Consider the following 24,169-nt stretch of genomic DNA (forward strand, 5'->3'; position numbering starts at 1 on the left):
TCGCGGCTAGGGGCGGCCCGTCGCCGCTCAAGAGGGGGCCGAAATGCGACTCAGGCACGCCGGCCATCACATTCTGAAGTGCTCGCCGAGATAAACCCGCCGGACCTCGGCGTTGTTGACGATCTCGGAGGGCGTGCCTTGCGCCAGCACGCTGCCATCACTGATGATGTAGGCGTGGTCGCAGATGCCCAGTGTCTCGCGCACGTTGTGGTCGGTGATGAGCACGCCAATGCCGCGCGACTTGAGGAAGCCGATGATGCGCTGGATCTCGATCACCGCAATGGGGTCGATGCCCGCGAAAGGCTCGTCCAGCAGGATGAAGCGCGGTTGCGTGGCCAGCGCGCGAGCAATCTCCACCCGGCGGCGCTCGCCACCTGAGAGTGCAAGTGCGGGCGAATCGCGCAGGTGATCAACTCGCAGGTCCTGCAGCAGCGCAGTCAGGCGCTTTTCGATTTCTGCGGAATCCAGCGGCTTGCCTTGCGCGTCGCGCTGCAACTCAAGCACCGCACGCACGTTCTCTTCCACATTGAGCTTGCGGAAGATCGATGCTTCCTGTGGCAGGTACGACAAGCCCAGCCGCGAGCGGCGGTGAATGGGCATGTGCTCGACTGAATTGCCGTCGATGGTGATCGTGCCCGCGTCGGCACGCACCAGGCCCACGATCATGTAGAACGACGTGGTCTTGCCGGCGCCATTGGGGCCGAGCAGGCCCACCACCTCGCCCTTGTCCACCGCCAGCGAAACGTCTTTAACCACCGTGCGATTGCCAAAGGTCTTGCGCAAGTGCGCGGCGCGCAGCTGGCTCACGGGCGCATCCTTGTGGGCCGGCGAGGAGGCGTCTGCGCGGTCGTTCATGACCGCCACGTTCACTTCTTGCCCCCGTCGAATGTCAGGCTGGGGCGAAGCTGCACTGGCGCCTGCGGGGCGGGGGCAGCTGGGCCGGATGCAGCAGGCGCGCCGCGAGGCGCCAGCACGGCGCGCACACGGGTGCCACCGAGCGGGCCGCCCACGGTTCCGGGCGGGCCACCGTCGACATTGAACTGGTCGTTCGTGTTGTCGTAGGTGATGAGGCTGCCGACGATCTCGTCGGCCAGGGCCGCACCGCGGAAACGGCGCATTTCTGCCCGCTTGATGAACTTCACGCGGTCGGCCTTGCCGTCGTATTCGATCGTTTCGCCTTCTCCCTCGATGAACTCATCCACGCCTTCGCGCTTCTGGCGGTAGAAGGCCAGTTTGCCTGCCTCAGCCGTCACGGTGCCGTACTGGTAGCCCTCGGGGTCCTGCCGCACTTCGACGCGCGCACCGCGAATCACGATCGTGCCCTTGGTCAGGACAACGTTGCCGGTGAACACACTCGTCTGCTTGAGGTCGTCGTAGCGCAGGGTGTCTGCCTCGACGTTCATCGGTTTTTCCTTGTCAGCCTTCTCGGCCAGGACATTGCCGCAAAGCAGCGCCAGCGCGAGTGGGAACAGGGTGAGGACGTGTGGTTTGGTCATAGAGGCATGAATCTTGCTGAGACGATTATGCCCTGCCGATCCACAGCTTTGCACATGGCGCCTGGCGCCGCACCTGGATCAGGTGTCTTTACCCAACTGCTTCAGGCGCCTTTTCGCACTTGGGCCATCAGGTAATCCGTGACCTGCAACGCCTTGTCCATGTTTCCGGCGAGCGATGCGTCGGTGTAGTAGCGGCCCTGGATGCCGATAGCGGGCACGCCGTCAACCTTGAATGCATCCTGGATCTGTGTGGCGCGGCGCGCTTTCGACGAGATGCCGAACGAGTTGTAGGTCTCGCGGAATTTTGCGACGTCGACGCCCTGCTTTTCGATCCACGCCACGATCAGGTCTTCACGATTGAGCAAGAGGCGGTCCTGGTGGATCGCGCGGAAAACCTTGCCATGCAGTTCGTCGAGCTTGCCCAGCGCTTCCAGCGTGTAGTACAGGCGCTGCTGCGGCACGAACTCATCACGAAAGCCAACCGGAATGCGGCGCATGACGACGTCGGCGGGCAGCTTCTTGATCCAGGCTTCGAGCTTGGGCTCGAACGCATTGCAGTGCGGGCAGCTGTACCAGAAGAACTCGATCACTTCGACTTTGCCGGCGGGCGCATCGACGTTCACCCGCTTGTCGAGCGTCAGGAAATCGACGCCGTCTTGGGGCGGCTTGCCTTGCGCCAGCAACAACTCGGGCCACAGGGCCGCGACTGCCACCGTACCGGCAACCAGGGTCGAAAACTCGCGTCGTTTCATCATGACCATGCTTCCTTGGGGAGAGTTCAGCGCTGCACGCGCACCAAAGCGGTTTCGACACCGGTGGCGTCCAGACGTTCCTTTTGTCTGTCGGCATCGTCCTTCTTCTCGAAGGGGCCGACGCGAACGCGGAACACCTGCCGGCCGGACTGCTCGCGCTCGTTGACCTTGGCGTCGAAGCCCAGCAGCGCGAGCTTGGCGCGCTGCGCCTCTGCGTCTTCGGCTGTGCGGAAAGCGCCCACTTGCACGAAATAGAGGAAAGGATCGCCACCGGTGGGTTGCGCGGACTGTGACTTGGCCATGGCCAGGTCACCCAGCGGGTCGGCGCTGGTGGCGCGGCCAGCCACAGCCGGGGGCAACTGCTTGTCTCTGGAGGCTGCAGACGAAGGCGGGAAGGGCGATGCGAGCGGCGGTGCGGGAATGGTCGCCACCGGCACGCCCGAGCCGGACGCCACGGGCGCCGCAACAACCGCACCGGCAGCCGAAGCGCTCGCACCCGACGCGGGCGGCATGGCGCGCGCAGGATTCTTGCCGTAGAGCGGCGCGTTCGGGTCCCAGTCCTTGTTCTTCCTGGTCTCGGCCGCGTCCTGCTCGGCATTGCGGTTCTGGCCCTTGTTCATGAAGGGCACGGGCACCTTGGTCACGTAGACGGCCACGGCAAGCGCCACGGCAAGGCCAAGCACCACGCCGATGATGATGCCAACGAGAACGTTGCCGGATTGTCTGGTCTTCACTTGGGATGTTCCTGCGCTCACATTTTGCGGGGCGCACTCACGCCCAGCACCGCGAGGCCATTGTGCAACACCTGCGCAGTCGCCGCGACGAGCGCGAGCCGGGCATTTCGCACGTTTTCTTCATCGACCAGGATGCGCTCTGCGTCGTAGTAGCTGTGGTACGCCGCTGCCAGTTCACGCAGGTAGAACGTCACGTCGTGGGGTGCCAGGTCCATCGCGGCGTCGCGCAGCATCTCGGGGTACTTGGCGATCTGCAGCATCAGTGCCAGCGCCTGCGGGCTGGAGAGCGGCGACAGATCGGCCGACGACAGCGATGCGACATCGCCGCCCCACGCGGTGAGCACCGAGCAGATGCGTGCATGTGCGTACTGCACGTAGTAAACCGGGTTGTCGTTGTTCTTCGCGACAGCCAGGTCCACGTCGAACGTGTATTCGGTATCGGCCTTGCGGGAGGTCAGGAAGAAGCGCACGGCGTCCTTGCTGGTCCAGTCGATCAGGTCGCGCAGCGTCACGTAGCCGCCCGAGCGCTTGGAGATCTTCACCTCCACGCCGCCCTTCATCACACGCACCATCGTGTGCAGCACGTAGTCCGGGTAGCCCTTGGGGATGCCGACACTGGCCGCCTGCAAGCCGGCACGCACGCGTGCGATCGTGCCGTGGTGGTCAGTGCCCTGGATGTTCACGGCCTTGGTAAAGCCGCGCTCCCACTTGCTGATGTGATACGCCACATCCGGCAGGAAGTAGGTGTACGTGCCGTCTGACTTGCGCATCACGCGGTCCTTGTCGTCACCGAATTCGGTCGTCGCCAGCCACAGGGCGCCGTCTTTTTCGTACGTCTTGCCCGATGCTTCGATGCGCTTGACCGTCTCGTCCACCTTGCCCGATGTGTACAGGCTCGACTCGAGGAAGTAGTGGTCGAACTTCACCTCGAACGCCTTGAGGTCAAGGTCCTGCTCGTGGCGCAGGTAGGCCACGGCGAACTGGCGGATCGAATCGATGTCGTCGACGTCGCCGCTGGCCGTGAACTCGCGGTCATCGGCCTTCACGGTCTTCTTCGCGAGGAAGTCGTCGGCGATGTCCTTGACGTAGTCGCCGTTGTAGAAATTCTTGCTCTCGGGGTTGTCCGGGTCGGTCGGCCAGCAGTCGTCACCCGGCTTGAAGCCCTTGGCGCGCAGCTGTGTGGACATGGCCAGCTTCTCGATCTGCACGCCGGCGTCGTTGTAATAGAACTCGCGGTGCACGTCCCAGCCCTGGCTCGCATACAGGCTGCAGATCGCGTCACCGAGCGCCGCCTGCCGGCCGTGGCCCAGGTGCAACGGGCCCGTGGGATTGGCCGAGACGAATTCGACCATGATGTGCTGGCCGTTCGCGGGCTGCATGCCATAGCGCTCGCCCGTGGCGAGCACTTCCTTGACGGCCTGCTGCTTGGCCTGCGGCTTGAGCTTGATGTTCAGGAAGCCGGGGCCTGCGATCTCCACTGACTCGACCCACTGCTGGAACGGCGCCGACGCAAGCAGCGAGGCGCGCAGCGTTTCTGCCACCTGGCGCGGGTTGAGTTTGAGCGGCTTGGCGAGCTGCATCGCGGCGGTGCTGGCGAAATCGCCATGCGCTGCCACTTTGGGCGATTCGAAAGCCGCCTTCTCACCCGAGCCGGGCGAAAGCGCTTCCAGCCCGGCTGCAAGCGCGCCGAGCAATTCCTGTTTGACCTGGAGCATCCGATGATTTTACTGGCGGCAACACTGTAAACCCGGGTGTGTGGCCTTGATGAGCAGCGTGTTGTGTGCTGGAATGTTCCACGGTCGTACCACCACACACCCTAACGAGGAGCTCCCATGAAGAAATTGCTTTGCCTGATGACATTCGGATTCGCGCTGTTTTCGATGAGCGGCGCCTACGCTGCCAGCCATGCCGGCGCGCCCATGAAGTCAGGCGATTCGAGCTGCGAAGCCAAGGCCGCTGAAAAGAAGCTCAACGGCGCTGCGAAAACCAGCTTCCTGAAAAAGTGCAACGCCGACAACAGCCCCGCCGCCGCCTGCGAAAAATCCGCAGCCGACAAGAAGCTGCATGGCGCCGCAAAGAAAAGTCACGTGAAGAAGTGCATGGAAGACAGCAAGCCTGCGGCTGAAGCCAAGCCGGCAGAAACCAAGGCTGCCGAGGCCAAGCCGGCTGCATCTGCCAAGAAGTAAGCCCAGCGCTTCCCTTCTAAAAAAACCAAAGCCCCGCCGGCGCAAGCCGTGCGGGGCTTTGTTCTTTTTTCACCAAGACCGAAAGGCAAGCTTCACGCTTCGTGGCACGGCGGCGCTGCTGAACGACGGTTCAATCAAGTCTTCAGCAACCAACCAGGAAGAAAGCAATGAAGCAAATCATTTCCACCATCGTCATCGGCGCCATCCTCGCTTGCGGCAACGCTTACGCGGCCAAAGATGCCGACACCGCATCCGCACCCGCAGCCAAAACCAAGACCCGGACGAAGCAGCAAACGAAGATGGCCGACTGCAACAAGGGCGCGAAGGAAAAGGCCCTGAAAGGCGACGAACGCAAGAAGTTCATGAGCTCGTGCCTGCGGGCCTGATAGTCGCCTGCGTTGCATTGCGGCCATGAGCCGCCATGCAAGGCATGCTGAACAATCCTTCAACGGCCCGCTTCGTTCGGGCTTTTCCCTGCCCACTACTTCGCGCCAAACCCTCGCGCCAGGAACACCGCCACCAGCGGGATGAGCGCCACCAGGTGCGCCTGCACCATCACCCACTTGCGGGTCTCACGGACTTCGCCTTCAGCGGGCAACGCGCCGGTCGCGGCCAGCGCCCGGCTCCACCGGCGAAAGGCAAACGTGGGCTTGATCGAGATCAGCCCCACCGCCACGACCATCACCAGCTTGACGTGAAGCAGGCTGTTGCCCCAGTACCAGCCCGTGCCCTTCATGCCCCAGATGGTGCGGGCAACACCCGTCAACACAACCGCCGCAGCCGCGATGCCGTAGATCATGTCGACACGGCCCAGGCGCGTGACCACCTTGGCGTTGATCCACTCGACGCGGCACAGCGCCGCTTCGCTCGACAGGAAAACGACCATCGTGAGGATCGCCAGGAGGTGCGCATAGGCCAGCAGTGCTTCGAGTGCCATCGTCGATATCGCTTTCTTCAGGGTGCCCAGTAATCAGCGCGGCTATAGGTGTGCTTGAGGAAGTCGATCCACAGGCGCACGCGCAGCGGCAGGTGCTTGCGCTGCGGGAACACGGCATAGATCCCGTTGGGCGGCGCAGCGAAATCGGCCAGCACTTCCACCAGCTTGCCGGACGCGACCTGGCCCTCGACTTCCCAGGTGCTTCGCCATGCGATGCCCAGCCCCGCCATGCACCAGTCGTGCAGCACTTGCCCGTCGGAGCAGTCGAGCGGGCCGCCCGGCTTGAGGTACGTGACTTCGCTGCCCTCACCGCCTTCACGCGGAACTCTGAAAGCCCAACCCCGCGTTTGCGATGCATCGCTGGACAACGCGAGGCAATCGAACTTCACCAGCTCGCCGGGATGCTTCGGCGTGCCGTGCCGCTTGAGGTACGCAGGCGTGGCCACGCACAGCCGCCGGTTGTCTGCCAGGCGCAAACTCACAAGCGACGAATCGGGCAAGTCCCCCACGCGCACGGCGCAGTCGTAGCCCTCACCCGCGAGATCGACGACGCGATCGCTGAGGTTGAGCGACACGGTCACGTCGGCATGTTCGGCACGGAATTTCGGCACGAGCGGCGCCACGTGGCGGCGACCAAAGCCGGCTGGTGCAGTAATGCGCAAGTGGCCGCTCGCCTTCACGCCGCCCGCGCTCACGCTCGCTTCTGCATTCGACAAGTCGGCAAGCAGCCGCTGGCAATCTTCAAGGAACGCACTGCCTTCATGCGTGAGCGTGATGCGCCGCGTGGTGCGCACCAGCAGCTTCACGCCCAACCGCTCTTCCAATGCATCGAGCCTGCGCCCCATGATGGCGGGTGCGACACCTTCAGCGCGTGCCGCCGCCGTCAGGCTGCCCCTGGCCGCGACGGACACGAAGGATTCAAGCTGCTTGAGTTTGTCCATGGCTGCCTAGGCCGGGTCCGCAGGCGCTCGCACTGCGCCGCTTGCTTCGAGCTGCGCGATGTCGCCTTTTGTGTAGCCGACCTGTGCGAGCAACTCACGCGTGTGTTCGCCCACCACCGGCGGCTGCAAACGCACGCCGGGCCGCTGCCCGTCGAGCGTCAGCGGCAACAGCGGCACGCTCGTCTCGCGGCCATCGGGCAAGTGCAAGGGCGCGAGCCCACCTGTGGCTTTCAGGTGCGGGTCGTCGAACAGTGCTTCAGGCCGCGTGATCGGCGCGAACGGCAAGCCGTTCTTCTCGAAGATCGCGCTTAACTCCGAGGCGGAACGATCTGCGAGGCTGGCGCGAAGAACCGGGATCAACCATTCGCGTGCCTGCACCCTGTCGTTGTTGGTCTTCAGTCGTGCATCGGCTTTGAGATCGTCGAAACCGAACGCATCGCAAAACACGGCCCACTGCGAATCGCTCACCGCCGCGAGAAAGATCTGCTCGCCATCTTTCACCGTGAACACGTCGTACACCGCCCATGCCGAAATACGACCCGGCATCGGCGCTGCCGGCTTGCCCGTCACGGCGAACTGCATCATGTGCTGCGCGACGAGGAACACGTTGTTCTCGAACAGCGCGCTCTGCACTTCCTGGCCCACACCCGTCTTCTCGCGCTGGGCCAATGCGGCCATGGCACCGATCGCGCCGAACATGCCACCCATGATGTCATTCACGCTCGTGCCCGCACGCAGCGGATCGCCGAGGCGGCCCGTCATGTACGCGAGGCCGCCCATCATCTGCACGACTTCATCGAGTGCGGTGCGATGGTCGTACGGCCCCGGCAGGAAGCCTTTGTGGCTGATATAGATCAGGCGCGGGTTGAGCCGGGACAACGCCGTGTAGTCGAGGCCCAGCTTCTTCATCGTGCCCGGCTTGAAGTTCTCGCTCACGATGTCGGCCGTGGCCACCAGGCGCAATGCGGCTTCACGCCCTTCGGGGCGCTGCAGGTCCAGCGCAATGCTTTTCTTGTTGCGGTTGAACAGCGGAAAAAATCCTGCGCCTGATCCGAGCAGGTGCCGCGTGTTGTCGCCCGCGACGGGTTCCACCTTGATCACTTCCGCGCCCAGGTCGGCCAGCACCATGCCGCACGTCGGCCCCATCACCATGTGCGTGAACTCGACGACGCGGATGCCCTCGTAGGGAAGCGGCTGCGTCATCGCGCCGACCCTGTGGGCACTGCAAACTGCCACGCGTGGCGCTGCGCGGCTGCCACTGCTTCCACCGCCCGCGCGAGGCGCGATTCGTGCGGCCCGGCCACGACCACGTGCGGCAGGCGCAAGGAGGTGAGCCGCTCGATGAAGCGCGTGGTCATCCAGTCGCGCAGGCGCTCGCCGTCGCGAATCGCGTCCTGCACAAATGGAACGCCTTCGTGATGCGTGACGATGTACAAGTCACCGAAGGGGCGCGCGAGCGCATCGACATCACTCTCGCCGGCGCCCAAGTAACGCTCATGCCAGATACCGGTGGCCAGCGGATCCGTATCGCACACGAGCACCGCGCCGCCGAAGGCGGCCTGTTCCCGCTCGATGCGGCGCTGCTGGCGCGCGATCTCCACGAACTCGGCGGTGTCCCACACCAGTTCACTGAAGGCGGGCGCTGCCTTGCCTTCGAGCTGCGCCCGCGCAATGGCAGTGGCATGTTTACGAACGCTGTACGTGCGGCCGAAATCAGGCACAACCCTTGTGAGCGCATGCGCGCCACCGCGCTTGCGCAGCGTATCGGTGATGGCATGGGCAAGTGTGGTCGAGCCTGAAGATTCAGCACCCACCACCACCACACGCAACGCCAGGTCGCGCCTGACCGGTGTGGCCAGCATGTCCCAATGCGCGGCCAGATCTGCACGCACGCGCGTGCCCGACACCTGGACGTGCGAGCGCCCCGTATCGAGCGTGACAGGCATCGCGTGGAAGCGGCGTGCGAGTTCCGCGCCGTAGGGCTCGGAGGTGAACACGGTTGCCACCGGTGGCGCCCCCAGCGTCCTGAGCCCGCGATGCATCAGCTCGACATGCTGGTCCCACTGGGTGGCGTTACCGTGATCGAGCGCAACGTCGTCGATGACGCCCGTCACATGCACATGCCTCGCATCAGAATGGATTTCGCGCAGCCAGCCCACTCGTGTGGCCAGCGGGATCGTCTCGTGGCTGGCCGCCATCACGATCACGCTGACACGCTCGCACAACTGCGCAGCCGTGCGGATCAGCAGCTCATGCCCCGCATGAGGCGGATAGAAACTGCCGATGACCAGGCCATGCGCGGACGACTTCATGCGCCAAGGCTACCGCAGTTGGACGCTGAGCTGACGGGCGTTGCGCTGGCCCTTTGGCGGACTACTCAGCCTTGAAGCCTGACGCCTTGATCGGCGCTTCCCAGCGCTTGAGGTGCGCGGCCTGCATGGCCATCAATTCGCCCGGCCCCGCGTGATTGGGCACGAGCCCGAACGAATAGACCTTCTCCTGCACTTCCGGCGAGCGCAGCGCTTCTGTCACGGCACGATCGATCCGGGCGACGAGGTCAGGCGCCATGCCGGCGGGCCCGTACAGGCCGAAGAACGCATCGGCTGCCATGTTGATGCCCTGCTCCTTGAGCGTCGGCACTTCCGGCAGGGCCTTGGACCGCTGCTCGCCCGTGACGGCCAGAATGCGCACCTTGCCCGCCTTGTGATGCTCGATCGTCTCCGACGCGGTGTCCACCATCAGCGGCACTTGCCCGCCGATGAGGTCCTGCGCGGCCGGCGCCCCGCCCCGGTAGGCGACGTGCGTCATCGTCACCCCCGTTGCCTGTGCCAGCAACTGGCCGGCGAAGTGCGGCACGGTGCCCGCGCCCGACGTCGCGTAGTTGGCCTTGCCGGGGTTGGCCTTCATCCATGCCATCACGGCTTTCAGGTCGCCCGCTGGTGCACCAGGGCCTGCCGTCACTGCAAAGTCGAACGTGCTCACGAGCGAGACTGGCGTGAAATCCTTGACCGGGTCGTAGCCCAGGTTGGCGAAGAGCCATGGCTGGATCACCAGCGCGCCACTGGGCGACAGGATCAGCGTTTGCCCGTCGGGCGCAGCACGCTTGAGCTCCTGCAGCGCAACGCGCCCGCCCGCGCCCGGCTTGTTGTCCACGATCACGTTCGCGCCGAGCGGGCCGCGCATTTTTTCAGCGAGCAGGCGCGCGATCACGTCGGCGGAGCCGCCCGGCGGAAAACCGACGAGTATCTTGATCGTCTTGTCTTGCGCGAGCGCAGCGGGCACTGTGAATGCGCCGGTGATGGCAGTGGCGGCAAGTGCAGTGAAGTGGCGGCGTTTCATGGCTTCAGGTCTCCTTGGTTGTTGGCTCTTCGCTCTCGCCCAGGATGCGGGCCATGGCGTCGAGCAGCTGGCGGTTCTGTTCAGGCAGGCCGACGCTGATGCGCAGCCATTCGTCCAGCGCGTAAGCGTGCAACGGTGAAACGGCAATGCCGGCCTTGAGCAGGCGCCGATGGACGGCGGACGAGTCACCCACGCGAACCATCACGAAGTTGCCCGCAGAGCGCAAGCATTCCAGGCCGAGCAGCGACAGGCCCGTGGCCAGCTGCTCGCGGCCCGCCGCGTTCATCTCGAACGTTCGCCGGATGAAATCGCTGTCGCCCAGCGCAGCGGCCGCTGCGGCAATGGCAGGTGTCGTCACGTTAAAGCGTGGCCGCGTGGCCTCCAGCCGCGCGGCGAGCGCCGGCTGCGATACGCCGTAGCCGACTCGCAAGCCGGCCAGCCCATAGGCCTTTGAGAAAGTGCGCGCGACGATCAGGTTCGGAAACCGCCGCACCCACGCAATGCTGTCGTAGCGCTGTTCAGGCCGCAGGTATTCCGTGTACGCCTCATCGAGCAGGACCGTCACGCTGGCAGGCACTCGCTCCAGGAAGGCCAGCAGCCGATGCCCGTCGATGAACGTGCCGGTCGGATTGTTCGGGTTGGCCACGAACGCCAGGCGCGTGCCGCCGTCGAGCGCGGCGGCCATTGCATCGAGGTCGTGCCCGAAATTCTTTGCAGGCACGACGATGTGCTTGCCATGCACCTGCGACGTTGCAACGCCGTAGACCAGAAATCCGTATTGCGAGTACACAACGCCGTGGCCCGGCTCCACGAAGGCATGCGCTGCCATCGTGAGCAGTTCGGCGGAGCCACTGCCGAGCGTCAGCCACTCTGCGGGCACGCTAAACCGCGAAGCGAGCGCCTGCTTCAGCAGGGTGCCGTTGGCATCCGGATACCAGGATGCGTCGGTCAGCGCCCGCGTGGCTGCGTCTCGCGCCGCCTGCGGCATGCCCAACGGGTTTTCATTCGAAGCGAGCTGCAGCATGGGGATCTAAATCATTTAAGACATTAAATATATCGGCGGGCCGCAGCCCGGCCCATCAGGTCGTACCCGGTTGGAGCTTGCGCGAATTACCCCCATAAAAGTCAAAGACGAACAACAAATTCACGCATCAATGCGCACCCAGGTTCCGAATACAGTTCAGCTATGGAAAAACCCAAAGCCGTCCTGTTCGATGCCTACGGCACGCTCTTCGACGTTTACAGCGTCGGGCTGCTGGCTGAACAGCTGTTCCCCGGCAAGGGCGAAGCGCTCGGCGTTCTGTGGCGCGACAAGCAGATCGACTACACGCGCCTTGTGACCACCAGCAATCACGGCTCGCACTACCGCCCGTTCTGGGAGCTGACGCGCGCCGCGCTGCGCTACGCCTGCAAGCGCCTCGCGCTCGACTTGCAAAGCGCGGCCGAAGACCGGCTGATGAACCAGTACCGCCACCTCTCCGCCTTCCCGGAAAACCGCGAAGTGCTGCAGGCGCTGAAAGACCGGCACGTGGTCACTGGCATCCTGAGCAACGGCGACCCGGAGATGCTGGGCGTTGCCGTTCGCAGCGCGGGCCTCGAAGGGCTGCTCGATCACGTGATCAGCGTCGACAGCGTCCGCAAGTTCAAGACGCACCCGGATGCGTATGCACTCGGCCCGCAAGTCACTGGCCTCGACATCAAGCAAATCGCTTTCGTGAGCTGCAACGCCTGGGACGCACTTGGCGCCACCTGGTTTGGCTATCGCACGCTGTGGGTGAACCGTTACGGCCTGCCATTCGAAGAGCTTGGCACGCAGCCGGCGCGCACGGGCAACAGCCTGCGCGATGTCCTCGAATTTTTCTGACCGACTTTTATCTTTGGGAGAGCCTCCACCATGACAGCACGCACCACCATTCACGGCCTGCAAGTCGCCACCGAGCTGTATCGATTCATTGAAGACGAAGTGTTGCCCGGCACCGGCGTGCAAAGCGCCGCATTCTGGGCCGGCTTCGACGCGATCGTCAGTGACCTGGCGCCCAAGAACATCGCGCTGCTCGCCGAGCGCGACCGGCTGCAGGCGGAACTCGACAAATGGCATCAGGCCAACCCCGGCCCTATCCTCGACATGGCGGCCTATCGCCGCTTTCTGGAAGGCATCGGCTACCTTGTGCCGCCGCCCGCGGGCGCCAAGGCAACGACGACGAATGTAGATGCTGAACTTGCGCTGCAAGCCGGCCCGCAGCTCGTCGTTCCTATCCTTAACGCACGCTATGCACTGAACGCAGCCAACGCGCGCTGGGGCTCGCTCTATGACGCGCTCTATGGCACCGACGCCATTGCCGAGACCGGCGGCGCAGAAAAGTCCGGCGGCTACAACCCCGTGCGCGGCGCGAAGGTGATTGCGTTTGCGCGCAACGTGCTCGACCAGGCCGCTCCGCTTGCATCGGGCTCGCATGCAGATGCGACAGGCTACTCGGTGAATGGCAGCGACCTCATCGTCGCGCTGAAGGGCGGCGCATCGTCAAAGCTGAAGGACTCGTCGCAGTTCGTGGGCTACCAGGGCGACGCGGCGACGCCATCGTCGGTGCTGCTCAAGCACAACGGCATCCACATCGACATTCGCATCGACCGCACCACCGCCATCGGCAAGAGCGACGCAGCAGGCGTGAGCGACCTGGTGATGGAAGCCGCACTGTCCACCATCCTTGACCTTGAAGACTCTGTTGCCGTTGTCGATGCACAAGACAAGGTCGTCGCGTATCGCAACTGGCTGGGCATCTTGCAAGGCACGTTGACCGAGCAAGTGTCCAAGGGCGGCAAGACCTTCACGCGCGGCCTGAACGCTGACCGCGTGTATCACGCGCCTGCCGGCGGCGAAGTGACGCTGCACGGCCGCTCGCTGCTGTTCGTGCGCAACGTCGGCCACCTGATGACAAACCCGGCCATCCTGTATGCCGATGGCAAGGAAATTCCGGAAGGCATTCTGGATGCCGTCGTGACGACAACGATTGCAATCAATGACCTGCAGCGCCAGGGCAAGCCCGGCATCAAGAACTCACGCACGGGCTCGGTCTATATCGTCAAGCCGAAGATGCATGGGCCGAAGGAAGTCGGCTTCGCGTCGGAGTTGTTCGGCCGTGTTGAAACGTTGCTCGGCCTGCCTGCCAACACCGTGAAGCTCGGCATCATGGATGAAGAGCGCCGCACCAGCGTGAACCTGAAGGCATGCATTGAAGCGGCTGCGTCGCGTGTCGCGTTCATCAACACGGGCTTTCTGGATCGCACGGGCGACGAGATGCATACAGCCATGCTCGCTGGCCCCATGTACCGCAAGGGCGACATGAAGGCCAGCGCGTGGATACAGTCGTACGAGAAGAACAATGTGCTCGCGGGCCTGTCCACCGGCCTGCGTGGCCGCGCGCAGATCGGCAAAGGCATGTGGGCGATGCCTGACCTGATGGCCGCGATGCTCGAGCAAAAAATCGCTCACCCGAAAGCTGGCGCGAACACGGCGTGGGTGCCATCGCCCACTGCCGCAACGCTGCACGCGCTGCACTACCACCTGGTGAACGTGGCGCAAGTGCAGCAAGAGATGGAGCGCAACATGAGCGCCGACGCCGACTACGAGCAACTGCTCACCGGCCTGCTCACCATTCCGGTGGTCGCGCAAGCGAAGTGGACGGCCGAGGAGCGCCAGCAGGAGCTGGACAACAACACGCAGGGCATCCTGGGTTACGTGGTGCGCTGGATCGACCAGGGCGTGGGCTGCTCGAAGGTGCCTGACATCCATAACGTCGGCCTGATGGAAGACCGCGCGACGCTGCGCATCAGCAGCCAGCACATCGCGAACTGGCTCAAGCATGGCGTGGTCACGCACGACCAGGTCAAGGCCACGTTCGAGCGCATGGCTGCGGTGGTGGACCAGCAAAACGCAGGCGACCCGCTCTACAAGCCGATGGCCGGCCACTTCGAGACCTCGGCCGCGTACAAGGCAGCTTGCGACCTCGTGTTCAAAGGCCTGGAGCAGCCGAGTGGTTACACCGAGCCGCTGCTGCACGCGTGGCGGTTGAAGGTGAAGGCTGGCACGGCCTGACTACAGGGGCCTGCGCATCAGGTATTGGTGCATCGGCAACCGCTCGAAGCCGGCGCGCTCGAATGCATCGCCGCCGATATCGGGCCGCTGCAATTGCGGCACCGTGATGCGGCGCATCGCATAGCGGGCTGCCAGCTGCCTGACCAGCACTTCTGCATCGCGCAGGCCAGTGCTGGAATCGACGATGCTTTGCACGGTGACTGCGTCCGCGCTGATCTCTGAGAACACCAGCAGCGCATCGCCGTGACGCCACGCGACAGGCGGCGTCGCGAGGGCGCGCAATGACACCGGCGTCACCTGCAGCGGCAAGTCAGCGCGCCGCAACGCAACAGCATCGAGCCACTCATACGCCGCTTCAGCGGCCAGCGGCTCCACGTTCTGCGGCGCGAGCTCAGGCGTTGCTTCACCCGGTGCACGTGTGTAGCCATAGAGTGGGCTGTCCACATCGAAGCGCCTGCTTTGATACAGGCGCAGGGCCCGCTCGTTTTGCGCGATGCATTCAAGCTCGACACCCCTCATGCCAGCGACACCGGCTCGTTCAATGAAATCATCGAGCAATGCGGGGGCGGCCCCGCAGCCGCGCGCTGCAGGCAATGCGCCCATCGTCGCGAGGCGCCAGCGCCCGAGTTCCGCGCGCGGCGCGACCAGCGCGAATGCGATCACTTCACCGCGCTGCACTGCAACGCGACTGCAGGAAAGATCCACTGCATGGCGCGCAAGAAATGTGGACCACTGCGCCAGGGGCAGCGCGAACGAGCCAATGAGGTAGTCCGCGAAAGCGCCGGTCATCGCTGCATGCAACGCGGCTGGGGCAACCGTCTCGGCGGGGTGAATGCTTTCTGATGCTTGCACGGGTCGAGTCTAGCGATGACACACGCCTGTCACACTTGCACGCTTACGATTTCAAGTTTGTCGGCCGCTGCATGAACACCAACTTCGGGGTACTCACCGACGCGACACCGGTCGCTGAACGTCGGGTAGGTTTCGCGGCCGCCCTGTCGGCGGCGTCGATCACGGTGCCGCATGCGCTCGGCCTCGGCATCGTGGCCTTCGCGCCGCTTGGCGCACAGATGCCGGTGGCCGCCCTCGCGCTGTGGTCTGCAGCATTGCCCGGTGCGCTGCTCACCTTGTTCGCACGCCGGCCTGGCGTGATCTACGCGCCTTCGACTGTTGTCGCGCTCCTGTTCGCTGCCGTGGTGGCGACGGTGAGTGCCAGTTCCAACGCCGTGCAACTCTCGCCTTCGCAGATTCTGGCGGTGTGCGGTGCCACGGTGGCAATGGGTTTCGCTTTTCAGTGGCTGTTTGGTGCAATGCGGCTCGCGTCGCTCGCGCGCTTCCTGCCGATCTCGGTCACGCACGGCTTTGCGGCTGGCGTTGGCCTGTCGATGCTGGTGGCGCAAATCTCGGGCGGTTTCGGCGCTGGCAGCTTTGCGCTGGATGCGGTCACGCTGCGTCACGCGTTGCTGGCCAGCGTGGTGGTCATCGCGGCGCGCGTTGTGCAACACCGGTGGCCCCGGGTGCCTGGCCTGTTACCGGCGGTCGGCATTGTTTCGCTCGTCGTCGTGGCGGCTGGGGGGCTGTCGCATTTCGCGCCGGCAACGCCCGTAGCGCCATTTGCGTGGCCCGCCTTGCCCGACTGGTCCTCCGTGCCGTGGGTGGCCATTGCACGCGCCGAGGGCGTGTCACTCGTGTCGCTGGCGATGCTGATGGCAATCGTGAACAGCCTCGACGTGCTGGTCTTCAACCAGGAGCTCGACCTGGACTATGGCCTGCGCAGCGAGCCCAATCGCGCGCTGCGACGCGAGAGCCTCGTTGGCATCGGCTGCGGCCTGTTCGGGCTGATTCCTGCATCGACCAGTGCGTCACGTTCGCGCATCGCGTTGTCGCGTGTCGGGCCGTCGCCCGTGGTCGCGCCGACGCATGCCGGCGTCTTGCTGGTGGTGGCCGCCACGGGCCAGTGGTGGCTGCCGTATGTGCCGATGGCCTGTCTCGCGGGCGCGTTGTTACTCGCAGGTGCGCTGCAAGTGCCGCGGGTGATGTGGTCGCGCGCTTATGCGCTGGCAGCTCCGGCCACCTGGAGCCAGAGCTGGCTGGTCGCGATGGTGTTCGTCATCTCTGGCGGTGTCGGCGCGCTGGTCGCGGGTCTGGTCGTGGCCACCTTCGTGTTGCTGCATGCGTCGGCGAGCACGGCGCTGCGCAGGTCGCTGCTGGACGGCGAACGCCGTTCGCGTCGATTGCGCCGCGCATCCTCTGACGCCTGGATTGCACCGCGCATGAACGGCGTTGCCGTGTTCGAGTTGCAGGGCGTGGTGTCGTTCGGCGTTGCTGCCCACCTCACTGAGCAAATCACGGCATTGCTTGCGCCACGGCATCGGCGCGTGATCATCGAAGCCTCGCGCGTAGCGGCGTGGGACGCGACGGCACTCGCCCGCCTGGGCGCCATGGCGCGTGAACTCGACCAGCGCCATATCGAGCTCGTCGTGTGCGGCTTGAACAAAGGCACGGCCCCGCGTGCGCCAGCGCATGTGCGTACGGCCGCCGACCTGGACCGCGCGCTCGAATGGGCGGAAGACGCCATCTTGTCCGAGCGGCCAGCTGACGAAGCCCCGCTTGCCAGCGCCGATGACGCGCTGGGCGAACTGGCTGATGGCATCAGCCCCGAGGCGCGGCATGCGCTCGAAGCACGCCTGCAGTGCCACAACATCGAGGCGGGCGAGCAGGTGTTTGCTGCGGGCGATGCCAGCGACGACATGCTGCTGGTGCAGTCGGGCCGCATCACGCTGGGCACGGCGTGGCCGCCCACAAAAGGCGTGCGTATCGCCACCGTCGCGCAGGGCATGGCGTTCGGCGAGATGGCGTTCCTGGATGGGCTGCCACGCACGGCTTGTGCGGGCAGCGAAGACGCGCCAGCGATGCTCATGCGGCTGTCGCGTTCGCAGTTCGATGCGTGGGCGGCGCAGCATCCGGCCGATGCGCTCGTGTTCATGTCGAACCTCGCGAAGATCGGCACACGCCGGCTGGCGGCGACGACGCGGCAGCTGCGCGCGGTGCTGGAGTAGCCGCCCGGCAAGCCTCCTTTGAAGGCGGGCTCACCTCAATCAGTCCGGCGCATTCATGTCGAGATCGGCCTTGGGCAGGTTGAACACGTGGACGTACACCACGCCTAACACGCTATCCGGACCAAACTTGAACCGCACCATGGTTTCATCGGCTGCAGGGTCAGGGCGCGGCTGGCGTTGAGTTTGAAGCTGACCGTCGTCGAATCTGTGCGTCTGTTCGATCATGTCGCCAGGCTCGAAGGGCTCATCGGCGAAGTGTTCGATGTAGTGGATCGGGCACTGCCGCCGGGATGGCTCATCGGCGAACTCGTTGAAGCGGCGCAGGTCGGCGGTGATGACGTAAGCCAGGCGTTTGCGAAGAGACTCCAGCTCATCGCGCAAGCGATCAGCGGGATCAAGCAGCGGCATTGGCGCACGCCCCGCCCTTTGCGCTTCGCGCACTCGCCAGTTCCACTCGTGTATCCGCCAGGCTGAGCCTGCGTCCAATGCCCACCCGGCCGCCGCCTCGACAAGCAATCTTTCGCTGGCGTAGGACGCAGCGGACAACTCGGGCAATTCGGCAAGGCGCTCCGCCTCGCGCATGGCAGGGTAGAGCGCATGGGCCTCGCCGCGAGCGGCACGCGCGTGTGCGATCTCGATGCAGGTGGCGTAGAAGGCTCTGCAAGCAAGTCCGTCGCTGACCTGATAAGTCGTCGACTCATCCCGCGCGCGCGATGCCGCCCGGTACCTTTTGCGCTCCACATATCGAACGTCCTGGTGAGCTGCCCAGCGCGTCGCAAGCGATGTGTGGATCAGGACGGGCAGCTCTTGTGGGGCGAGATACTGGCCGATCAGGCTGGCGATGGCATAGGGCATGCCCACCAGACTGGCCGACACCATGCCAATGGGCTCGGTCAGCAGTCGGGGTGGCAGAACGGGTTGAGGTGGCGCAAGCGGCCGAAGTGGGAGTGGCGGCTGTAGCGCCCACCATCGATGCTTTGCGCCGGACGGCCGGGCCAATTTCAGCAGGGCCGGATTCAGGTCTTGCAAATCGGCTGAATCGGCACGGCGAACCGTGGCGGATGGCGGTGCCGGTTCGACTTGGGTAACTTGCGGCATGACGTCTCTGGCTTTCAAAGTGAAGTCGATGGGGCTCTTCTTATAAGCCGCGCTCGCCCACCCGGACGTCTTGCCGCACCCGGATGACTCAATGCTTCGCTCCCCGCCTCAATCACTCCGGCGCATTCATGTCGAGATCGGCCTTGGGCAGATTGAACACGTGGACGTACACGTGGCCGAACACGCCGTCTGGCCCAAACTTGAATCGCACCATGGATTCACCCGCTTGCGGATCCGGACGCGGCTGGCGTTGGGTTTGAACACGGCCGTTTTTGAGTGTGTGGCTTTGCTCGATCATGTCGCCGGGCTCGAAGGGCTCATCGGCGAAGTGTTCGATGTACTGGATCGGGCGCTGCAGCCCGAATGGTTCCTCGACCCGCTCGCCAGGGCGGCGCAGGTCGGCCGTGATATTTCGAGCCAGGTCGTTGCGAAGGATACACATGCCTCTGCGGAACTCCGTCACGGGATCGTCCTCGAGAGTGGGCGCGCGCCTCGTACTTTGCGCATCCCGCATGCGCCAGTTCTCGTCGTGAATGAGCCACGTAGAGTCTGGGAACGATGCCCACGCTGCCGCGGCCTCAACCAGCAGCCTTTCACTCGCATAAGGCACAGCGGACAAACCGTGCAACTCGGTAAGACGCTCCGCCTCGCGCATAGCAGGGTAGAGCGCGTGAACCTCGCCGCGAGCCGCGCGCGCATGTGCGATCTCGGCGCAGGCGGAGTAAAAGGCTTCGCATGCGCTTCCGTCGGCGCGCGGATTGCGCACCGAGGCATCCCATGCGCGCAGCGCGACCTGGTACTTCTCGAATTCCGCATATCGAACGTCCTGCCGCGCTTGCCAGCGCGTCGCAAGGGACGTATGGATCAGAGGGAGCAGCTCCTGTGGCGAGAGGTACTGGCCAATCCGGAGAATCATCTCGAGGGGCATGCCCTCCATACTGGCCGACGCTGTGCCGTTGGGGTCGGTCTGCAGTCGCGGCAGCGCAGCGGGATGCAGTGGCTGTGGATGCAGGCCCCGTTGAACATTGACGGGACGGCTGGGCAACGCCAGAAGCCGCTGATTGAGCTCTTGCGCATCCTCCGGATCGACACCGATAGCTGTCAGGAACTGCAGGTGAAGGCGGGCGACTTCGGGCGGAATATGTGATGACGAGGGGAAATACGGCATGAGTTTTCTCGTTCCATTTGGTGGTGAATGGGTCCGCACTTTTTATAGGCCCCACACACCCGCGCGCGACCACCCAAACGTCTCAGCCCACCCAAACGACTCGATGCTTCGCTCCCCGCCTCAATCCACTGGCCGCCCCTCCAGCTTCGCCTTGAGAAAACCCACCGTGCCGTAGCGCGTCACGCGCCGATAGAAGCGCTCAGTGAGCCGCTTGACCATCGCGGAATACTCGTCCATCAAATTCACGGCGAGCGTGAAGTTGTCGTAGTTCACGATGACGACCATGCGCTGCTCGGGCGACTGCACCAACGGCGCGAGCAACTGCTCCACCGTGCGTTCGATGTCGTCGATGTCCACACGGTCGCTCACCGCATGGCCTTCGAAGTTGATGAACAGCAGGCGCCTGGATTTGTCGATCTCGAAGCGTTGCGCGAGCGGGCGTGACAACAAGTGCGCACGCAGGCCGAGCAACCCTTCGCCGAAGATCGCCGCGTCCATCAGCTTCAGGCGGGGGCTGATGGCGGGCTCGAACTCCATCAGTGGCAACACGTCGCGCTGCAGGTCGATGCCCGGCGCGATCTCGATAAGTTCCAGCCCGCCTTCCGGTGCGAGCCTGAACACACAGCGCTCGGTCACGTACAGCACGCGCTGGCCGCGCCGTCGCGCTTCGTTGCCGCTGAACGTGCGGTGCTCGACCTGCCGCACGAACTTGGGTGTGGCACCCGCGCCTGCAGTGAACGTGCCGACGAACACCACGGTCTTGGCGTTCTGGCTGATGTTGATGAAGCCGCCTGCACCCGCCAGGCGCGGCCCGAACTTGCTCACGTTCAGGTTGCCCTGCGCATCCGCCTGCGCGAGGCCCAGCACAGCCAGGTCAAGCCCGCCGCCATCGTAAAAATCGAACTGGTTCGGCTGGTCGATGATGGCCTGGCTGTTGACTGCTGCGCCAAAGCTCATGCCACTCGCAGGAATGCCGCCGATCACGCCCGGCTCTGCGGTGAGCGTGACGAGATCGATCACGCGCTCTTCCGCCGCAACGGCCGCCACGCCTTCCGGCATGCCGATGCCGAGGTTGACCACATCGTTGACTTTGAGCTCCAACGCCGCGCGGCGCGCGATGATCTTGCGCACACTCATCGGCATGGGCTTGATGCTGTCCATCGGCACGCGGATCTCGCCGGAGTACGCCGGGTTGTACTGCTCGCTGAACGTCTGCATGTGATGCGCGGGGTCCGTCGCGACTACGACGGCATCGACAAAGATGCCCGGCACTTTCACCTGCCTTGGATTGAGCGTGCCGCGCTCAGCCAGCCGCTCGACCTGCGCGATCACGATGCCGCCGCTGTTGCGCGCTGCCATTGCAATCGCAAGTGCTTCGAGGGTGAGTGCCTCGCGCTCCATCGTGAGGTTGCCGTCTGGGTCGACCGTGGTCGCGCGAATGATGCCCACCGATATCGGGAAGGCTTGGTAGAACAGGTAGTCCTGGCCGTTGATTTGCATCACGCGCACGAGATCTTCCGTCGTGCGCTCATTCACGCGGCCACCGCCGTGGCGCGGATCGACGAAGGTGTCCAGCCCCACGCGCGTCAACGTGCCGGGTTTGCCAGCGGCGATGTCGCGAAACAGGTGCGCGATCACGCCTTGCGGCAAGTTGTAGGCCTCGACCTTGTTGTCCACAGCGAGCTTTTGCAGGGCAGGCACCAGCCCCCAGTGGCCGCCGATCACGCGCCGCACCAGGCCTTCATGGCCGAGGTGATTGAGGCCGCGCGTCTTGCCGTCGCCCTGGCCCGCTGCGTACACGAGCGTGAGGCCTTGCGGTGAGCCCGCGCCGCCTTCTTGCTGCGTCGCGAGAAACCGCGCCTCAAGTGCCACGGCAATCTCTTCAGCAAAGCCGATTCCCACGAACCCGCCCGTTGCGACGGTGTCACCGTCGTGGATGAGCCGCACGGCTTCAGCGGCGCTCACCACCTTGTTGCGGCGCGCGCCCTGCGGCGCCAGATCATTCATGTGTGCGTGCACGGCACCCCTTCGATGTCCCAAGTGCTCCTATCATCGTGAACCATGCGTGCCGCGTCCTCAAGGAAAACCATGCCATCGCGGCAAGAGACGGCCCGTACGTGAACGAACCCGGCTCAATTGGCGCATTGCGCGAGCGCTGGGGCCCACGCTACCGCTGGTTGCTGCTCCTGGCGGTGATGGTCGGCACGATGGCGTCGATCATGTCGTCGACGATCGTCAACGTCGCCATTCCGAGCATGAGCCACTACTTCAACCTGGGGCAAGAGCGCGCGCAGTGGGTCAGCTCCGGCTTCATGGTCGCGATGACGGTGTCCATGCTCACTACGCCATGGCTGCTCTCGCGCTATGGCTACCGCCGCGTGTATGCAGGCTGCATGCTGCTGTTGATGGCGGGCGGCGCGTTGGGCGGCTTTGCGGGCGAATACTGGATCGTGCTGCTGGCGCGCGTGGCAGAAGGTCTGGCGGCCGGCGTCACGCAGCCCATTCCGGCGATCATCATCCTGCGCGCTTTCGAGCCTCACGAGCAGGGGCGCGCGAGCGGCCTGTTCGGCATGGGTGTGGTGCTCGCGCCTGCACTGGGCCCGAGCATCGGCGGCGTGCTGGTCGACCTGTTCGGCTGGCGCTCGATTTTTTTCATGGTGGTGCCGATGTGCGTGGCGTCTCTATGGCTTGCCTTCCTCTTTGTGCCGAATACCGCGCCCGGCGGGGCAGCGGCGCAGCGCGGCGGCCGGCTCGACTGGCGCGGGCTCGTCATCGGCGGCGTCGGCACGCTGTGCCTGCTGAACGGGCTGGTCGAATTGCACAACGGAGGTCCTGCAGGCAGTGTGTTGCTGGGCGTGGCCCTCGGCTGCGTCATCGCTTTCATCGCGTGGGAGCGGCGCGTCAAACGCATGGGCGGCGAGCCATTGCTCGATCTGGCGCTGTTCGAATCGCGGTCATTTGCAATGGGCAGCATCGTGGCCTTCATCTACGGCACGGCGCTCTTCGGCTCGACGTATCTGCTGCCTGTGTACATGCAGCTCGGCTTGAAGATGTCGGCCTCGCACGTGGGGACGATCCTGCTGCCCGCCGGGCTTGTGCTTGCCGTGACGATAGCCGTTGTGGGGCGGCTGGCTGATCGCCACGCCCCGCACGTGCTGGTGACAACGGGGCTTGCCTTGCTCGCCGCTTCGTTCGCGCTGATGTTCACCGTGCACCTGGGCACGTCGCTGATGCTGCTGGTGGCGCTGGCCATCCTCGGGCGCATCGGGCTGGGCTTCATCCTGCCGTCACTCAACCTCGGCTCACTGCGATCGATCGACCGCAACCAGATCGCGCAAGGCTCCAGCGCGATCAACTTCGCCCGTATGCTCGGTGGCGCGACAGGTGTGAGCGTGTGCGGCATCTTCCTGGAGTGGCGCATTGCCGCACATGGCGACGCATTGAGCGTGGCCGAAACCAGCGTTGCCAGACTGGCCGCATTCAACGAAAGCTTCTGGATGCTGGCCGTGCTGTGCGCGCTGGCAATGGCCGCGGCGTGGCGGCTGCGCGAGCGGGCCGAAGCGACGCCCGCCGACAAGCCAGAATAGCGACCATGTGCCAACTGCTTGGAATGAATTGCAATACGCCGACCGACGTGACGTTCAGCTTCACGGGGTTTGCGCAACGCGGTGGCCGCACCGACCATCACGCGGACGGCTGGGGCATTGCGTTTTTCGAAGGCGCGGGGCTGCGGCACTTTGTCGATCACCAGCCGGCATGCGACTCACCGGTGGCTGACCTGATTCGCCGCTACCCGATCAAGAGCCGCAACGTCATCTCGCACATTCGCAAAGCAACGCAGGGCGCTGTGGCGCTGGAGAACTGCCACCCCTTCGTGCGCGAACTGTGGGGCCGCTACTGGGTATTTGCGCACAACGGCAACCTGGAGAATTTTCATCCGCGGCTGCACGGCAGCTTCAAGCCCGTGGGCGCGACAGACAGCGAGCGTGCGTTCTGCTGGCTGATGCAGGAGATGGCGAAGTCGCATGCGGGCGTGCCTGATGTGCACGAGCTCACGCTCACATTGCGCGAGCTCACACCGCAGATTGCCAGGCACGGCACGTTCAACTTTCTGCTGTCGAACGGGCAGGCGCTATGGGCGCATTGCTCGACGAACCTGTACTACGTGGAGCGCAAGCACCCGTTCGCGCATGCGCAGCTGACGGATGAAGACATGAGCATCGACTTCGCGCGCAACACAACGCCGCAGGACAAGGTGGCTGTGGTGGTGACAGCACCGCTCACGACGAATGAGGCGTGGACGCAGTTCGCGCCCGGAGAGTTGCGGGTGTTTGTGGACGGGGCGGTGGCGGGCTAGCGCCTGCCC

At 64.6% G+C, this 24,169-nt stretch carries 22 protein-coding genes; 7 read left to right on the forward strand and 15 right to left on the reverse strand.

From position 1 onward, the window contains the following. Positions 1-66: 66 nt before the first annotated feature. The 5 genes from lptB to argS all read right to left on the reverse strand — a co-directional run bounded on the left by lptB (position 67) and on the right by argS (position 4,697). Positions 67-855 (reverse strand): LPS export ABC transporter ATP-binding protein, encoded by a 789-nt coding sequence (lptB, locus tag GHT07_RS18230; protein WP_153586529.1) that lies wholly within the window; start codon positions 853-855, stop codon positions 67-69. An 11-nt stretch (positions 856-866) separates the two neighbouring features. Further along, entirely contained in the window at positions 867-1,496 is a 630-nt protein-coding gene (gene lptA, locus GHT07_RS18235; protein WP_153586530.1) for a lipopolysaccharide transport periplasmic protein LptA, read from the reverse strand. Between the two features lie 101 nt (positions 1,497-1,597). Continuing rightward, positions 1,598-2,248 carry a thiol:disulfide interchange protein DsbA/DsbL gene (locus GHT07_RS18240; RefSeq protein WP_153586578.1) on the reverse strand — a complete coding sequence of 217 codons (651 nt, stop codon included), beginning with the start codon at positions 2,246-2,248 and terminating at the stop codon, positions 1,598-1,600. Positions 2,249-2,274: 26 nt separating this feature from the next. Continuing rightward, a complete protein-coding gene (locus GHT07_RS18245; protein WP_323741004.1) occupies positions 2,275-2,982 on the reverse strand; it encodes an SPOR domain-containing protein in 708 nt (235 codons plus the stop codon). 17 nt (positions 2,983-2,999) lie between these two features. Next, positions 3,000-4,697, reverse strand: coding sequence for an arginine--tRNA ligase (gene argS / locus GHT07_RS18250; RefSeq protein ID WP_153586531.1), 1,698 nt, complete (start codon positions 4,695-4,697; stop codon positions 3,000-3,002). A 117-nt stretch (positions 4,698-4,814) separates the two neighbouring features. On the opposite strand from argS, the gene GHT07_RS18255 reads away from it, so the two are divergent. Both GHT07_RS18255 and GHT07_RS18260 read left to right on the forward strand, forming a co-directional pair. Beyond that, a complete protein-coding gene (locus GHT07_RS18255; protein WP_228488427.1) occupies positions 4,815-5,168 on the forward strand; it encodes a hypothetical protein in 354 nt (117 codons plus the stop codon). 167 nt (positions 5,169-5,335) lie between these two features. After that, on the forward strand, positions 5,336-5,554 hold the full coding sequence (locus tag GHT07_RS18260; protein ID WP_153586532.1) for a PsiF family protein: 219 nt from the start codon (positions 5,336-5,338) through the stop codon (positions 5,552-5,554). A 95-nt stretch (positions 5,555-5,649) separates the two neighbouring features. On the opposite strand, the gene GHT07_RS18265 is transcribed toward GHT07_RS18260, so the two are convergent. From GHT07_RS18265 to hisC, 6 genes are all read right to left on the reverse strand, one after another. Beyond that, positions 5,650-6,105: a DUF2214 family protein gene (locus tag GHT07_RS18265; RefSeq protein WP_153586533.1), complete on the reverse strand. Its 456-nt coding sequence runs from the start codon at positions 6,103-6,105 to the stop codon at positions 5,650-5,652. 17 nt (positions 6,106-6,122) lie between these two features. After that, on the reverse strand, positions 6,123-7,046 hold the full coding sequence (locus tag GHT07_RS18270) for a LysR family transcriptional regulator (protein WP_153586534.1): 924 nt from the start codon (positions 7,044-7,046) through the stop codon (positions 6,123-6,125). Between the two features lie 6 nt (positions 7,047-7,052). Beyond that, on the reverse strand, positions 7,053-8,249 hold the full coding sequence (locus GHT07_RS18275; protein WP_153586535.1) for a CaiB/BaiF CoA transferase family protein: 1,197 nt from the start codon (positions 8,247-8,249) through the stop codon (positions 7,053-7,055). Next, the gene (locus GHT07_RS18280) at positions 8,246-9,358 is read right to left on the reverse strand and encodes an AAA family ATPase (protein ID WP_153586536.1); all 1,113 of its coding nucleotides are present in this window, start codon (positions 9,356-9,358) and stop codon (positions 8,246-8,248) included. Before GHT07_RS18280 ends, GHT07_RS18275 begins: the two co-directional genes overlap by 4 nt. Positions 9,359-9,419: 61 nt before the next feature. Then, complete coding sequence (locus GHT07_RS18285) at positions 9,420-10,385, reverse strand: Bug family tripartite tricarboxylate transporter substrate binding protein (RefSeq protein ID WP_153586537.1); 966 nt, start codon at positions 10,383-10,385, stop codon at positions 9,420-9,422. Between the two features lie 4 nt (positions 10,386-10,389). Continuing rightward, positions 10,390-11,409 (reverse strand): histidinol-phosphate transaminase, encoded by a 1,020-nt coding sequence (gene hisC / locus GHT07_RS18290; RefSeq protein ID WP_153586538.1) that lies wholly within the window; start codon positions 11,407-11,409, stop codon positions 10,390-10,392. 162 nt (positions 11,410-11,571) lie between these two features. On the opposite strand from hisC, the gene GHT07_RS18295 reads away from it, so the two are divergent. Both GHT07_RS18295 and GHT07_RS18300 read left to right on the forward strand, forming a co-directional pair. Beyond that, a complete protein-coding gene (locus GHT07_RS18295; protein WP_153586539.1) occupies positions 11,572-12,249 on the forward strand; it encodes a haloacid dehalogenase type II in 678 nt (225 codons plus the stop codon). A 30-nt stretch (positions 12,250-12,279) separates the two neighbouring features. Beyond that, entirely contained in the window at positions 12,280-14,478 is a 2,199-nt protein-coding gene (locus tag GHT07_RS18300; RefSeq protein WP_153586540.1) for a malate synthase G, read from the forward strand. Here the strand turns inward: GHT07_RS18300 and GHT07_RS18305 are convergent, their stop codons facing one another. Then, positions 14,479-15,330 (reverse strand): GNAT family N-acetyltransferase, encoded by an 852-nt coding sequence (locus GHT07_RS18305; protein WP_153586541.1) that lies wholly within the window; start codon positions 15,328-15,330, stop codon positions 14,479-14,481. A gap of 71 nt (positions 15,331-15,401) precedes the next feature. On the opposite strand from GHT07_RS18305, the gene GHT07_RS18310 reads away from it, so the two are divergent. After that, entirely contained in the window at positions 15,402-17,537 is a 2,136-nt protein-coding gene (locus GHT07_RS18310) for a SulP family inorganic anion transporter (RefSeq protein WP_153586542.1), read from the forward strand. Between the two features lie 39 nt (positions 17,538-17,576). Here GHT07_RS18310 and GHT07_RS18315 read toward each other — a convergent pair whose 3' ends face one another. From GHT07_RS18315 to GHT07_RS18325, 3 genes are all read right to left on the reverse strand, one after another. Continuing rightward, a complete protein-coding gene (locus tag GHT07_RS18315; RefSeq protein WP_153586543.1) occupies positions 17,577-18,566 on the reverse strand; it encodes a hypothetical protein in 990 nt (329 codons plus the stop codon). Between the two features lie 181 nt (positions 18,567-18,747). Further along, entirely contained in the window at positions 18,748-19,803 is a 1,056-nt protein-coding gene (locus GHT07_RS18320) for a hypothetical protein (RefSeq protein ID WP_153586544.1), read from the reverse strand. A 120-nt stretch (positions 19,804-19,923) separates the two neighbouring features. Then, complete coding sequence (locus tag GHT07_RS18325) at positions 19,924-21,810, reverse strand: acyl CoA:acetate/3-ketoacid CoA transferase (RefSeq protein ID WP_153586545.1); 1,887 nt, start codon at positions 21,808-21,810, stop codon at positions 19,924-19,926. Positions 21,811-21,920: 110 nt separating this feature from the next. On the opposite strand from GHT07_RS18325, the gene GHT07_RS18330 reads away from it, so the two are divergent. Then, entirely contained in the window at positions 21,921-23,390 is a 1,470-nt protein-coding gene (locus tag GHT07_RS18330; RefSeq protein WP_323741005.1) for an MFS transporter, read from the forward strand. Positions 23,391-23,395: 5 nt separating this feature from the next. Further along, positions 23,396-24,160: a class II glutamine amidotransferase gene (locus GHT07_RS18335; protein ID WP_153586546.1), complete on the forward strand. Its 765-nt coding sequence runs from the start codon at positions 23,396-23,398 to the stop codon at positions 24,158-24,160. Positions 24,161-24,169: the final 9 nt, after the last annotated feature.

This window comes from Caenimonas koreensis DSM 17982 (genome assembly GCF_009646335.1).
In the GTDB taxonomy this organism is placed as follows: domain Bacteria; phylum Pseudomonadota; class Gammaproteobacteria; order Burkholderiales; family Burkholderiaceae_C; genus Ramlibacter; species Ramlibacter koreensis.